8 protein-coding genes are annotated in these 14,066 nt (G+C 68.8%); 4 read left to right on the forward strand and 4 right to left on the reverse strand.

What is annotated here, in order from left to right:
- Nucleotides 1-20: 20 nt before the first annotated feature.
- Nucleotides 21-1,166 (reverse strand): CaiB/BaiF CoA transferase family protein, encoded by a 1,146-nt coding sequence (locus RUR_RS05025; RefSeq protein WP_283133665.1) that lies wholly within the window; start codon nucleotides 1,164-1,166, stop codon nucleotides 21-23.
- Between the two features lie 662 nt (nucleotides 1,167-1,828).
- Here RUR_RS05025 and RUR_RS05030 point away from each other — a divergent pair.
- From RUR_RS05030 to RUR_RS05040, 3 genes are all read left to right on the forward strand, one after another.
- Nucleotides 1,829-4,267 carry a M4 family metallopeptidase gene (locus RUR_RS05030; protein WP_283133666.1) on the forward strand — a complete coding sequence of 813 codons (2,439 nt, stop codon included), beginning with the start codon at nucleotides 1,829-1,831 and terminating at the stop codon, nucleotides 4,265-4,267.
- Between the two features lie 582 nt (nucleotides 4,268-4,849).
- The gene (locus RUR_RS05035; protein WP_283133667.1) at nucleotides 4,850-7,270 is read left to right on the forward strand and encodes a M4 family metallopeptidase; all 2,421 of its coding nucleotides are present in this window, start codon (nucleotides 4,850-4,852) and stop codon (nucleotides 7,268-7,270) included.
- 370 nt (nucleotides 7,271-7,640) lie between these two features.
- Nucleotides 7,641-8,111 carry a hypothetical protein gene (locus RUR_RS05040; RefSeq protein WP_283133668.1) on the forward strand — a complete coding sequence of 157 codons (471 nt, stop codon included), beginning with the start codon at nucleotides 7,641-7,643 and terminating at the stop codon, nucleotides 8,109-8,111.
- Between the two features lie 83 nt (nucleotides 8,112-8,194).
- Here the strand turns inward: RUR_RS05040 and RUR_RS05045 are convergent, their stop codons facing one another.
- The 3 genes from RUR_RS05045 to RUR_RS05055 all read right to left on the reverse strand — a co-directional run bounded on the left by RUR_RS05045 (nucleotide 8,195) and on the right by RUR_RS05055 (nucleotide 13,064).
- The gene (locus RUR_RS05045) at nucleotides 8,195-10,012 is read right to left on the reverse strand and encodes a hydantoinase B/oxoprolinase family protein (protein WP_283133669.1); all 1,818 of its coding nucleotides are present in this window, start codon (nucleotides 10,010-10,012) and stop codon (nucleotides 8,195-8,197) included.
- 523 nt (nucleotides 10,013-10,535) lie between these two features.
- Nucleotides 10,536-12,581 carry a hydantoinase/oxoprolinase family protein gene (locus RUR_RS05050; RefSeq protein ID WP_283133670.1) on the reverse strand — a complete coding sequence of 682 codons (2,046 nt, stop codon included), beginning with the start codon at nucleotides 12,579-12,581 and terminating at the stop codon, nucleotides 10,536-10,538.
- 72 nt (nucleotides 12,582-12,653) lie between these two features.
- Nucleotides 12,654-13,064 carry a hypothetical protein gene (locus RUR_RS05055; RefSeq protein ID WP_283133671.1) on the reverse strand — a complete coding sequence of 137 codons (411 nt, stop codon included), beginning with the start codon at nucleotides 13,062-13,064 and terminating at the stop codon, nucleotides 12,654-12,656.
- A 94-nt stretch (nucleotides 13,065-13,158) separates the two neighbouring features.
- Here RUR_RS05055 and RUR_RS05060 point away from each other — a divergent pair, with 94 nt between their 5' ends.
- Nucleotides 13,159-13,815 carry a thymidine kinase gene (locus tag RUR_RS05060; protein WP_283133672.1) on the forward strand — a complete coding sequence of 219 codons (657 nt, stop codon included), beginning with the start codon at nucleotides 13,159-13,161 and terminating at the stop codon, nucleotides 13,813-13,815.
- Nucleotides 13,816-14,066: the final 251 nt, after the last annotated feature.

Raw genomic sequence — 14,066 nt, forward strand, 5'->3', positions numbered from 1 at the left:
GCGCGGCGCGCGGCCCGGGGTCAGGCCTCCCGCTCCCTGGCCTCCAGCCAGGCGAGCACCTCGGCGTTGTCCGCGCCGAGCTCGGGCGGCGCCAGGTGGTCCCGGGCGGGCATCCCGTCGAAGCGCAGCGGCGGGCCGGGGAGCCGGATGGGTCCGAGCGCCGGGTGGTCCACCTCGACGATGAGTCCCTGCGAGGCCACCTGGTCCCATCCGTACACCTCGTCGACGGAGCGGATCGCCCCGGCGGGCACGCCGGCCGCGGTGAGCCGCTCCAGCCAGTGGGCGCGGTCGTGGACGCGGAGCACCTTCTCCATCTCGTCGATCAGCTCGTCCCGGTGGGCGAACCTGGCGCTGTTGACGGCGTAGGCCGGGTTGTCGATCCCCAGGATCGCGGCGACCTTGCGCCACTGGGCGTCCGTGGCCACCGCGATCTGGATCATCCCGTCCGCGCAGTGGAAGGCGCCGTACGGAGTGATCGACGCATGGTGGTTGCCGGAGGCCTTGGGCACCTGCCCGGCCACCGTCCACGCGGTGCCGTGATAGGCGTGCACCCCGACCACGGAGGCGAGCAGGGAGGTCCGGACCACCCGCCCGCGTCCGGTGCGGTGCCGTTCGTGCAGCGCCGCGGCGACGCCGTACGCCCCGTGCAGCCCGGCGAGCAGGTCCGCGATGGAGGCGCCGACCCGGTAGGGCTCCTCCGGGGAGGGACCGGTGAGGCTCATCAGTCCCGCCTCGCCCTGGGCGATCTGGTCGTACCCCGGGCGCCCGCCCTCCGGCCCGTCGTGGCCGAATCCGGAGATGGAGAGGATCACCAGGCGCGGGTTGAGCGCGTGCAGGCGCTCCACCGGGAAGCCGAGACGGTCGAGGACACCGGTGCGGAAGTTCTCGATGAGCACGTCGCAGTGGGGGATCAGCCGCTCGATCAGCTTCACCCCCGACTCGGACTTCAGGTCGACCGTGATCGACTCCTTGTTCCGGTTGCACGACAGGAAGTAGGTGGAGATGTCACCGTTCTCCCCGACGAACGGGGGTCCCCAGCTCCGGGAGTCGTCGCCCCCGCCCGGGTGCTCAACCTTGATCACCTTCGCGCCGAGGTCGCCGAGCATCTGCGCCGCGTGCGGTCCCGCGAGCGCGCGCGAGAGGTCGAGGACGACCACGCCTTCCATCGGTCCGGTCGAAGGTCCTGCCAACGGCTGAGCAGCCAAGATCATCCTCCAAGCCAGGTGGGGCCTACCGCGGCCTAGCCTGCCAGGTGGGTCTCCACCGCCCACAGCCAGGCCCCAATTCCGACTCTACTCCCTTTTGACGACAAATCCGACTTTTAGTCGATATCATCAAGGAATGCGGCTTAACGCGTGCCCCATCTCCCGAGCCCGCCACGTCCGGCCACCGGGTTATTCGGCATGGTGTCGGCCGGTCACAAAAACCCCTCGATCGCCGTACGAAATCGCTATCAATCACCCGATCACGCTCGGAGATCGTGTAGGTTCATCCCTGTCATCCAGGTTTGTGTGGGCCGAAGTCTGGAACGCTCCCCGTCTAGTCACATCAAAAGGAATTCAATTCTCAATTGACCGGGCCCCACGTTCCGCCCACAATCCGCTCATTGACGTCGGACGGTTACGGCCGTCAATTGCCCGGCACACGGCTTGAGTAGCCGTCTGCCGCCTTTCTGACCTGCGGAAATCCGTAATAGTCCGTCAAATGCGCGCCGACCTCACCCTGTTGCCCGGTGGATATCCACCGGGCTTTGTACCCCCCATCACCACGGCTCCCGGCTCCGCTCCACGGAGTCCGCGGGCCGCCGTTCGTTGGAAGGAGCACCCGCGTGAGACGAAATGCCGCATTTGGTGTGGTAGCCGCCTTCACGGGGATCGTTGTGGCGCTGTCCGCGCCGACCGCGGTGGCGAGCGCCCCCCAGGCACCCCCCACCCCGACGCCGTCGCCGACCCCCCCGGCGAGCCTGGCCGCCCTCTCGGCCGACCGGCTGGTCCAGAGTCAGTCCGCACGCCTGTTCACGTCCGCCAAGGACGAGATCCACCGCCTCGGGGTGGTGTCCGGGCACGCGGGGCTCCAGTACGTCTCCTACGGCCGGACCCACGCGGGCCTCCCCGTCTACGGCGGCGACTTCGTCGTGGTGACCGACGCCACGGGCCGGGTGCTCAGCACCTCCGTCGCCCAGGACAGGACGCTCAGCGTCGGGACCACGCCCAAGATCTCCTCCGCCAAGGCCGCCGAGATCGCCCGCGCGCAGCTGAAGGAGGTGACGGACAGCACCGAGCCGGTGCTCACGGTGATGGCCGAGGGCAGCGGGCGCCTGGCGTACAAGGTCGAGGTCAACGGCCCGAACAACCGGAACCCGAGGATCGAGAGCAGGCTCCACGTCTACGTGGACGCCCGTACCGGCGCCGTCGCCGAAAGCTCCGACCTGGTCAAGGCGGGGCACGGTATCAGCCACTACCACGGCCAGGTCACCGTCGGCACCACCCCGGTCGCGGGCGGCTACGCGCTGAACGACCCGGCGCGACCGGGCCTGGCCTGCGGCGGCCAGAACGGGACGCACTTCACCAGTCCCGACGACCACTGGGGGGACGGGACCGGTACCCACCTGGAGACCGCCTGCGTCGACGCCATGTACGCGGGGGCCAAGGAATGGGACATGCTCGGCGCGTGGCTCGGCCGCAGCGGGCTGGACGGAGCGGGTGGCGGCTTCCCCGCCCGGGTGGGTCTCGCCGACGTCAGCGCCTACTGGACCGGCAGCCACATCAGCCTCGGCCGCTCCATGGACGGGCAGCGGCACGCGACCGCCATGGACGTGGTGGCGCACGAGTTCGGCCACGCGATCTTCCAGCACACCCCGGGCGGCGCGACGGGCAGCAATGAGAAGGACGCGCTCAACGAGTCCGCCGGTGACATCTTCGCCGCGCTCACCGAGTTCTACGCCAACGAGCCCGCCACCTTCGACCCGCCGGACTACGACGTCGGCGAGGAGTTCGACGTGGTCGGCAACGGCCCGATCCGCCGGATGCACCAGCCCTCGCTGATCCCCGGTCACCCGGACTGCTACTCGCCCTCGGTGCCGAACATGGACCTCTACGAGGCGTCGGGCGTGCAGAACCACTGGTTCTACCTGCTCGCCGCGGGCAGCTCACCCGGCGGCGGCCTCCCCGACAGCCCGACCTGCAACGGCACCTCCGTCACCGGCATCGGCATCCAGAAGGCCGGGCAGGTCTTCATGGGCGCGCTCATGCGCAAGACCACCACCTGGACGCACTCCCTGGCCCGCAAGGCGTCGCTGGAGGCCGCGCTCGCGCTCTACCCGAACTCCTGCACCGAGTTCGACACCGTCAAGGCGGCGTGGAACGCGGTCAGCGTCCCCGCCGAACCCGACGAGCCGGGCCCCTGCACGGTCCGCTCCGAGTTCTCCATGTCGCTCAGCCCGACCTCGGCGACCGTCCAGGCCGGCCAGTTCGCGACCACGACGGTGAGCACGACGACGACCCTGGGCCTCCCGCAGAACGTCGTCTTCTCCGCCACGGGCGCGCCCGCCGGCGCCACCGTCGCGTTCGCCCCGCCCTCGGTGGTCTCGGGCGCCTCCTCCACCATGACCGTCACGGTGCCGCCGGGCACGACCCCCGGTCCGTACAACATGATCGTCACCGGTGACGGGGACGGGACCGGGATGGACCAGACCGCGCCGTTCACCCTCACCGTGACCCCGATGGTCAGTACGGTCTTCGACGACACGTTCGAGACCAACCTCGGCTGGACGGTGAACCCGAACGGCACGGACACCGCGTACTCCGGCCAGTGGTCGCGCGGCAACCCGCAGGGCACCTCCTCCGGCGGGGTCACCCTGCAGCTCAACAACACCGTGAGCGGGGTCAACGGTCTGGTGACCGGGGCTTCGGCCGGGCTGTCGGCGGGAAGCAACGACATCGACGGCGGGGTGACCACCGTCCAATCGCCGCCGATCACCATCCCGCCCGGCACGTCCACGCTGACCTTCTCCTGGTATCTGGCGCACCTGAACAACTCCAGCAGCGCCGACTACTTCCGAGTCCGGGTGATCAGCGGGGCGGTCAACAACGTGGTCTTCCAGCAGCTCGGCTCGTCGGCCAACCGGGCGGGCGCCTGGGCGACCGCGACCGTCAACCTGACCCCGTACGCCGGGCAGACCATCCGCCTCCGCATCGACGCCGCCGACGCGAGCGGGGCGAGCCTGGTCGAGGCCGGCGTCGACAACGTCAAGGTCGCCACTCCCTGATCCCGGCGACCTTCGAAGCCCCGGCACCCGCCAGGTGCCGGGGCTTCGGCGTTTCGCGGTACGGGCTCCGCCGGGCCGAAACGCTCCGGGTGCCGGTCGTATCGGGCTTTCCGTACGGGCCGTCGGGTGTCAACTCGGCAAATCACTCCAGTTTTCCCATACCGTTTTCAGATTTAGGTGCCGACCTATTGGTATCCGGACATTCGATGACCGGCTCGGCCGCAGATCCTGCCGTGTCCGACGGAGCGTTCCACCCACCGACCGCCACCACCAGGGGATTCGTCCGGGCCTCCGGATGCGCCGATGGAACGTTCCCCATTCAGAGATTTCGCTAAATACTTAATTATCACTTAAGAGGCCAAGAATTGACATCCCTTGACTTTGCATCATTACGATAGTCAACTTCATGACAAATGGTCAGGAATGGCCATTAACCCCCCTGGCCGTCAGACGAGCGTCCACCTCACCCCGCCCCGGCGTCACCTCCGCCGGGATCCGGGAACCGGCACCCCCCACCATCACGGTCCACGGCCATCCCACAAGGAAACCCGGGGACCGCCGCTCGTTGGAAGGAGCACCCGCGTGACACGAAACGCCGCGTTCAGCCTCATGGCCGCGATCACCGGGATCGTCATGGTGCTGTCCGCGCCCGCCGCGGTGGCACAAGCCCCGCAGGCACCGCCCACCCCGTCCCCGGCACCCCCGGCGGCCCTCGCCGTCCAGTCGGCCGACCGGCTGGTCCAAGCCGACTCGGCCCGGCTCCTCAAGTCCCCCAAGGATACCGTCCACCGTCTCGGGGTCGAGTCCGGGCAGGGCGGACTCCAATACGTCTCCTACGGCAGAACCCATGCGGGTCTCCCCGTCTACGGCGGCGACTTCGTCGTCGTGACCAACGCCTCCGGCGGCGTGCTGAGCACCTCGGTCTCCCAGGCCAAGGCGCTGAACGTCGGCACCACCCCCAAGATCTCCCCCGCCAAGGCCACCGAGGTCGCCCGGGCGCTCGTGGACACGGTGGAGAGCTCCACCGCCCCCGTGCTGACCGTGATGGCCGAGGGTACCGGCCGCCTCACCTACAAGGTCGAGGTGAACGGCGTCACCAAGGGGATCGAGAGCAGGCTCCACGTCTACGTGGACGCCCTCAGCGGCGCGGTCGCCGAAAGCTCCGACCTGGTCAAGGCGGGAACCGGCACCAGCTACTACCACGGCCCGGTGACCATCGGCACCCGAGCCGCCGGGACCGGCTACGAGATGGTCGACCCCGGCCGGCCGAACGTGCAATGCGGCGGGCAGGGCGGCACGCCGTACACCGGCACCGACGACGTCTGGGGCAACGGGGGCGGGACCGACCTGGAGACCGCGTGCGTGGACGGCCTGCACGCGGCGGGCAAGGAATGGGACATGCTCGGCGCCTGGCTCGGCCGCAACGGCTTCAACGGGAGCGGCGGCGGATTCCCGATGCGGGTGGGCCTGGCCGACGTCAACGCCTACTGGACCGGAAGCTACACCAGTTACGGCCGGTCCCAGGACGGTCAGCGGCAGGCGACCGCGATGGACGTGGTGGCGCACGAGTACGGTCACTCGATCTTCCAGACCACCCCGGGCGGCTCCACCGGCAGCAACGAGAAGGGCGGCCTGAACGAGTCCACCGGTGACATCTTCGGCGCGCTGACCGAGTTCTACGCCAACGAGCCGGCCGCCTACGACCCGCCGGACTACGACGTCGGCGAGGAGGTCAACCTGGTGGGTTCCGGTCCGATCCGCCGGATGCACCAGCCCTCGCTGATCTCCGGGCACCCCAACTGCTACTCGGCCTCGGTGCCGAACCTCGGCGTGCACGCCATGGCCGGGGTGCAGAACCACTGGTTCTACCTGCTCGCCGCGGGCAGCGCCCCCGGTGGCGGCCTGCCCAACAGCCCCACCTGCGACGGCAGCACCATCACCGGCATCGGCATCCAGAAGGCCGGGCAGGTCTTCATGGGCACGCTGATGCGCAAGACCACCACCTGGACCCACTCCCTGGCCCGCAAGGCGTCGCTGGAGGCCGCGCTCGCGCTCTTCCCCGGCTCCTGCGTCGAGTTCAACACCGTCAAGGCGGCGTGGAACGCGGTGAGCGTGCCGGCCGCGGCGGGTGAGCCCACCACCTGCTCCACCGGCGGGGACGACTTCTCCCTGGCGCTGAGCCCGACCTCCGCCACCGTCAACGCGGGCCAGACCGCCACCGTCACGGTGAACACCACGACGACCTCGGGGAACCCGCAGAACGTCACCCTCTCCGCCGCGGGCGCTCCGGCCGGTTCCGTCGTCACGTTCACCCCGCCCTCGGTCCTGTCGGGCGGCACCTCCACGCTGACGATCGCGGTGCCCGGGACCGCGACCCCCGGTCCGTACAACGTGATCGTCACCGGCGACGGGGTCAGCGTCGACCGGACCGCGCCGTTCAGCCTGACCGTGGCGGGGACGAGTGACGTCGTCTTCGACGACACGTTCGAGACCAACCTCGGCTGGACCCCGAACGCGGGCGGCACCGACACGGCCACCTCGGGCCAGTGGGTGCGCGGCAACCCGGCCGGCACCACCTCAGCCGGCGTCACCCTGCAGCTCAACAACACCGTCAGCGGTGTGAACGGCCTGGTCACCGGGGCGGCCGCGGGACTTTCGGCCGGCACCTACGACGTGGACGGCGGCCTCACCACCATCCAGTCCCCGGCGATCACCCTGCCGAGCGGGTCGTCGACCCTGACCTTCTCCTGGTACCTGGCCCACCTCAACAACGCCACCAGCGCCGACTACTTCCGGGTCCGGGTCGTCGCCGGAGCCGTCAACAACGTGGTCTTCCAGCAGCTCGGCGCGGCGACCAACCGGGCGGGCGCCTGGGCGACCGCGACCGTCAACCTCTCCGCCTACGGCGGGCAGACCATCCGCCTCGTCGTCGACACCGCCGACGCCTCGACCGCGAGCCTGATCGAAGCGGGCGTCGACAACGTCAAGATCACCCGCCCGTGACCCCCTGATCCATCCACACCCGGAGCCCCGGCATCCCCCCGCCGGGGCTCCGGCCTTTCCCGGCCACGCGCACGCCGTACGGACGACCGCTCTACGGCAACTACACCCACGTCAGGGTCGTGAACGGATTCAGCCTGCCGAAGAAGACCGACCGCACCGTGCAGCGACGACTCAGTTGCTGAGCGGACGTCCGACGGGAAAGCCGGAGCGCACTCGGGGGTGCGGCCCGGCCCCGTCGTTTTTGTTTGGGCGGCCGGGACGGGCTGCCAAACAATCACCCGGCTGGCTAGATCTGGTGTCGCACCCCCGGCGACGGCGCGCTCCGCGGCCGGGGCCACGACCTCGATCCCCCACAGAAGGTGACACACCTATGAAGACCATCAAGACGATCACGGTGGCGGCGACGATGATCGCCGGGATGGCGCTGTTCGCCGGACCCGCGAGCGCGGCGAAGACCACGCAGGCTCAGGCCGGGTCGGCGGCGTCCTCCTACCGAATCCCGTGCCAGGGCGGCAAGCTCAACATGTCCAAGCCGTACCGAAGCGGCCGATACATCAAGGCCACCTCCACCGTGAGCTGCAGCCGCTACACCGGTTTCGCGACCCGGGGCGGGTACTACAACGTCTACCTTGAGCAGTATCGCGGCCTCGGCATCTGGCGGAACAAGGCCCACAACCGCACGTCGATCCCCAGCCGGGCGTTCACCAAGACCGTCACCGCGACGTGGAAGTGCTCCGGCGGCAACCAGCTCTACAAGAACTTCACCCAGGGCGTGATCGTGGCCGGGAACACCATTCCCAAGACCTTCAAGCACGAACTCCAGCGCCGGATCACCTGCTGACCCGCTGACCGCACGCCTGCGACCACGGGCCGGGACACACCTCGCGGGTGTTCCGGCCCGGACGCGTGCGCGGATACCGATCCCTAGAGAACGTCGACGTCGGCGTGGGTCTTGCCGCCGGAGAGGGTCGGGTAGCCGGGGCCTCGATCGAAGAACGGGCGGGATTCCGTACGGGCTTCGCGCATGCGGGCCCGCAGCTTCGCGGTGGCGGCCAGGTCGGCGGCGGCGCCGACGAGGAAGACGCCGTAGTCGTCGCGGGCGCCCTCGGGCGAGACCTTCCCGTCGCGGACGTCGGCCGCCACCAGCGCCGGATCACGGTCGAGCGGGTCGCCCCAGCCGCCGCCACCGGTGGTACGGATCCGGATGATCTGCCCGGCTTTGACGGGTTCGCCGTCGACGAGGCCTTCCATCTCGGTTCCGTCCACCTCGACCCGGAACGGACGGCCGGCCGCGCCGCCGTTCACGCCCCAGCAGGACAGGATCGAACGGTCCGCGATCGACATGTAGCGGGCGTCGGTGAGCATCCGGATGTGCTTGTCGTAGCCGAGCCCGCCGCGGAACTCGCCGGGGCCGCCGCTGTCGACGGCGAGCCCGAGCCGTTCGACCCGGAACGGCCAGCGGGCCTCGGCGAACTCGACCGGGATGTTCCGGGAATCCGGGACAACATGGATGGTGTCTTCGCCGTCGGCGTACCAGCGTCCGCCCGAACCGCCGCCGAGGACCTCCCGCATCAGGTAAGGGACGCCGTTGTGCTCGCCGTAGACGCCGGTGTATCTGATCGTCTCCTGGTCGGCGGGCATGCGCCCGCCGGTGGCCTTGGCGAGGACTCCGGCGAGGACGCCGAGCAGCCTTAAGATCACGAACGTCCGGGCGTTGGTGGGGGCGGGGAAGATCGGCGTGATCAACGTCCCCTTGTCCGGAAATATCATCTCAATGAGGGGGACGACGCCTTCGTTCACGTCGAGCTCGGCCATCCGCTCCGGCGTGTCGGCCAGGTTGCGGAGGATCGGGGCCAGCCACTTCTTCAGGAACACCCCGTCGGCGTAGTCGCCCGCATGGTTGATCGGACCCTTGGCCTGCGGAGACGTTCCGGTGAAGTCGATCGTCAGCAGATCCGGGGCCGCGGTGAGGGTGATCCGCTGGGTGTGCAGCCGAGGCGGGTCGACCCCGTCGTGCTCGGCGTAGTCCTCCCAGACGTAGACCCCCGGCGGGATCTTGGCGAGGATCTCCCGGCGGAAGGTCTCGGTCGTCTTGTCGATGATCGCGTCGAAGCAGCCCTCGACCGCCTCCCTGCCGTACCGGTCGAAGACCTCCTCAAGCCGCCGGGCCCCCATCAGGCAGGCGGAGCACTCCGCGTCCAGGTCCCCGGCGAGGGAATCGGGCATCCGGGAGTTCCGCGTCATGATCGTCAGAGCCGCCCTGTTGGGCACACCCCGGTCCCACAGCTTGATCGGCGGGACCATCAGCCCCTCCTCGAACACCGATCGCGCGTGCGAGGGCATGGAACCGGGCACCGCGCCGCCGATGTCGTCGTGGTGACCGAACGCCTGGACGAACGCGACGACCCGGCCCTCGTGGAACACCGGCACGGTGACACACAGGTCGGGCAGATGACCGATACCGCCCTCGGACAGGTAGACGTCGTTGTGGAAGAAGACGTCGCCCGGCCGCATCTCCTCGATCGGGAAGTCGCGCACCACCGGCTGGACCAGCGCCGAATACGACCGCCCGGTCAGCTTGCGCAGCCGTACGTCGTGGATCCCCGCCCGGAAGTCGTGCGCGTCCCGGATCATCGGCGACCGCGCGGTACGGGCGATCGCCGTCTCCACCTCCCGCTCCACCGACGCCAGCGTGCCCTCGACGATCTCCACCAGTACCGGGTCGACCTTCGCGCGCTTCACGACTCCCCCTTCGGCATGAGATCGCCTGCTTCGTTTGGATAAATCGCGATTGATCCCAGATATCCAGCCAATACCCTGGTGGCTCCGTCCACTGCGGTGATCAGGCGTGTCGTGGCCGCCTCTTCCCCGGACCTCTCCACCACACCACAACCGGTTGAGGCCGATTGGGCGGCAACCGCCTCAGCAAACAGCGAAGCCCGTACCACACGGAAATCCGCTACGCCGGAGCACATGAGCGAGCCCGGAGCGCGGATGATCACGGGCATCGATGAGCCGGCAGCCGCGTCACGCGCAAGACTCGTTTCCACGGACCACCTCGACCCGGATGCACGGGCGACCTTCGCCTTTCCCCCAAGATTTCCCCAGGCCACGGCCGCTCCCCGGGCTCCTCGGAGCGAGCCGCCCCGCCGAGCGAGCGGCCGGCCGACCCGCGAGGCCCGTACCATCCCAGGATCACTTGGCTTGATCACAGGTGAATCCGCGCTCGGGATGATCAATCGCTCCGGCTGGGGTTCACCCGGCCTCACGATCGCTTGCCGGTCACGAGAATGTTGCCGTGGCCGTCGACGGCGGCGGTGAAGCCGGGATGGATCGGGAGGGTGGAGCCGTACTCCTCGATCACCGCAGGGCCGTTGACGACGTCCCCGGCTCTCAGCTGTTCTCGGGCATAGATCCGGATTTCTCCGGAATCTCCAGCATCAAAGACGACTTTTCGGATCCCCTGGGGTTTGGAGCTGTTTGTTCCGTACGGCCTGCGGCGGAGGACCGGGCGCTTGATCGGGCCGATGCCCGAGACGCGAAGGTTCACCCATTCGACGCCGTGCCGGGGATCGTCGCGGTAGCCGTACCCGTACAAGCGTTCGTGTGCCTCGTGGAAGCGGTCCAGCACCGTGGCGACGAACTCCGCGTCGATCGGACCGCCCGGCGCGGCCACCCGAACCTCGTATGCCTGGCCGAAATACCGGAGGTCGACGCTGCGGGCGTAAACGTGCTGTTCGAACCCTTCCTTGTTCAGAGCCTCCCCGGCCTGCCCCTCCAACTCGGCGAAGATCGCGCTCACCGCCCCGAGATGCGGATCCCGTGCGACATACGTCCGTACATAATCGTTCTTGACATCGACGGTGAGCAGCCCGAACGCGGAGACGTTCCCCGGGTCCTCCGGCACGATCACCGAGGGCAGGCCGAGGATGTCGATGAGCCGGCAGACCAGCAGCGGGCCGGAACCGCCGAATGCCACCATCGGCAGATCCCGGACGTCCAGCCCGCGCTCGACGGTGATCCGGCGGATCGCGTTGGCCTGGTTCCACGCGCTGATCTCCAGAATGCCGAGCGCGGCGCGCTCCGGGGGCAGGCCGAGCCGCCCGGCGAGCTCCGTGATCCCCTTGTGCGCGGCCGACACGTCCAGCGGGATCTCCCCACCGAGCAGATGCGGAGGAATCCGCCCGAGCATGACATGGGCATCGGTCACGGTGACGTCGTCTCCGCCCCGGTCTCCGCCATGGCCCGGGTAGCAGAGCGGTCCCGGATCGGCCCCGGCGCTGCGCGGCCCGACCTTGAGCGTCCCCTCAGGCGAGATCCAGGCGATCGATCCGCCGCCCGCGCCCACGGTCACGATGTCGATCATGGGGATCTTGCATGGGTATCCCCCGATTCCGCCCTCGGTGGTGAGCGTCGGCTCGCCGTCCAGCACGAGGGCGACGTCGGTCGAGGTACCCCCGCCGTCCAGGGTGATCACGGACGGCGCCCCGGCGGCCGATGCGATCATGGCCGCCCCCAGCGCCCCGGCGGCAGGCCCGGAGAGGACCGTCGTGATCGGCTGGTGGACCACCTCGCCCGCGGAGAGCACTCCCCCGTTGCTCTTCATCACATAGAGCGGGGTCCGATCGAGCTTCGCGGCGATATTGGCGATGTATCGCTTCATGGTGGGTTTCACCGCGGCGTCGACCAGGGTGGTGACCGAGCGCTCGTACTCCCGATACTCCCGGAGGACCTCGCTGGAGATCGACACAACCGCCTCCGGGTGCTCCTTGCCGAGCACGTCCCGCATCAGCAGCTCATGGGCGGGATCGGCGTACGAATGCAGGAAACACACCCCGATGGTGGTGATGCCCCGGTCCCTGAACCATCGGGCGACCTGTACGGCTTCCGCGTGGTCGAACGGGCGCACCTCCGCGCCGGTGTGGTCGAGCCGCCCGCCGACAGTCTTGACCCGGTGCACCGGCACGATCCGGCGGGGTTTGACCCAGAAGTAGGAGTTGCCGTAGCCGTCGGGGACGCTCTGCCGGGCGATCTCCAGGATGAACTCGAACCCCTCGGTGGTGACGAACCCCAGCTCACCGACCCGGTCTTCCAGCAGCTGGTTGGTGGCGACGGTCGTCCCGTGCGAGAACGCCTGCACCTGCGCGCCGGGCAGCAGCGCGAGGATCTTGCGTACCCCGGCGAGAAACCCCTCCGACGGGTCTTCCGGGGTGGAGGGCGTCTTCGTCGTGACGATCTCGCCGGTCTCCTCGTCCACGGCGACCACGTCGGTGAAGGTCCCGCCCGTGTCCACCCCTATGCGTACCTGCATAGATCACTGTCTACTCACCATGACGTCCGCGGCGAACCGGCACACTGTGCCAAACATCATCCGCTGGAACGGTCATGGCCGACTGTTCACCCGGCCCATCACCGCGTTGATCACGGACTCCGCCTGCGCGGTGGGCACGTGGGCGGCCATCCGAACCGCGACCTCGTTCATCCGGCGCAGCTCCGCTTCCACCTGCTCCTTGCCCGACTGGCCGGTCAGCACCCCGAAGTACGCACCGATGATCGTCCCGGTGACCCCCGCGACCCCGGCGAACAGGACCGCCATCTCACTGTTGACCACGACGGCGGCCACGAAACTGATCAGGACCACGATCAGTCCGGCCAGGACCACGAAGAACCCGAACCGCCAGCGGGTCGAGTCGCTTCCGGAGAGATCGCCGACCAGACGGCCGGACCGGCGCCCCCTGCGGGGGTCCTCGACCTCCTCGGCCTCGTGCGCTGGCCCGGTGAAGGGGAAACCCATGAGCGTCTCCTGACATCCCGACGGCAGTTATGCGAGAAATGTCCCACGGGACTGGGAACCACGCCAACCTCATGACCCACTAAGCTGGCGCCCCGTGACTGAATTGTCAGCGTTGTCCCCGGTACCTGCGGCCGGCGTCAGCGGACTTCACCGCGACGCCGTGCTCAAGTTCTTCCACGGCCCCATGGACTGCGGAAAATCGACGCTGGCCCTCCAGATGAACTACAACCACAGCCGCCAAGGCAGACGCGGACTCGTCCTCACCAAACACGACCGCTCCGGCGGCCCCCGCGTCACCAGCCGGATCGGCCTCGGCGGCGACGCCATCGAAGTCGACGACGACCTCGACCTCACCGAACTGGTCAACCCGCACGGCCGGCGCCTCGACTACCTCATCTGCGACGAAGTCCAGTTCTTCTCCATCGCCCAGATCGAACAGCTCGCCACGCTCGTCGACGACTGCGACGTGGACGTGTACGCCTTCGGCCTCTCCTCCGACTTCCGCTCCGAACTCTTCCCCGCGGCCCGCCGGCTCTTCGAACTCGCCGACGAAGTCGAACGCCTCCAGGTCGAAGTCCTGTGCTGGTGCGGCCGCCCCGCCCGCCTCAACGCCCGCACCGTCGGCGGCGAACTCGTCCGCGCCGGCGAACAGGTCCTCATCGCCGACACCGTCGAAGCCGAAACCCGCTACCAGGTCCTCTGCCGCCGCCACTACCGCACCGGCGACCTCGGCAAATCCATCACCCCGTAGGGCCTGCACACAGATCCACCAGGAGCAGAACTCCGAAGCACTCCCAAGCGGGTGAACAAGGCCTCATGATGCCGATCGTCGTCGATCGGTGCCGCCCAGTTGTGTGAGGGCCTCCGCACCGAGTCCGGTTTTCCCATCGGATGCCTTCCGCGAGCCAGCCTCGTGCACACGCCGATGGCGTTACACGGCACGAGCGATCAGGCTGAGGAGCACGAGCTCCGCAGGCAACCAGTACGCCTTCGTGATCCAGA

The organism is Rhizohabitans arisaemae (assembly GCF_025996515.1).
GTDB classification, from domain to species: domain Bacteria; phylum Actinomycetota; class Actinomycetes; order Streptosporangiales; family Streptosporangiaceae; genus Rhizohabitans; species Rhizohabitans arisaemae.

Coding starts and splice junctions, on each gene's coding strand:
- RUR_RS05055 (WP_283133671.1), bottom strand. CDS start 13,064: ATGGGTTTCCCCTTCACCGGGCCAGCGCACGAGGCCGAGGAGGTCGAG.
- RUR_RS05050 (WP_283133670.1), bottom strand. CDS start 12,581: ATGCAGGTACGCATAGGGGTGGACACGGGCGGGACCTTCACCGACGTG.
- RUR_RS05040 (WP_283133668.1), top strand. CDS start 7,641: ATGAAGACCATCAAGACGATCACGGTGGCGGCGACGATGATCGCCGGG.
- RUR_RS05025 (WP_283133665.1), bottom strand. CDS start 1,166: ATGGAAGGCGTGGTCGTCCTCGACCTCTCGCGCGCGCTCGCGGGACCG.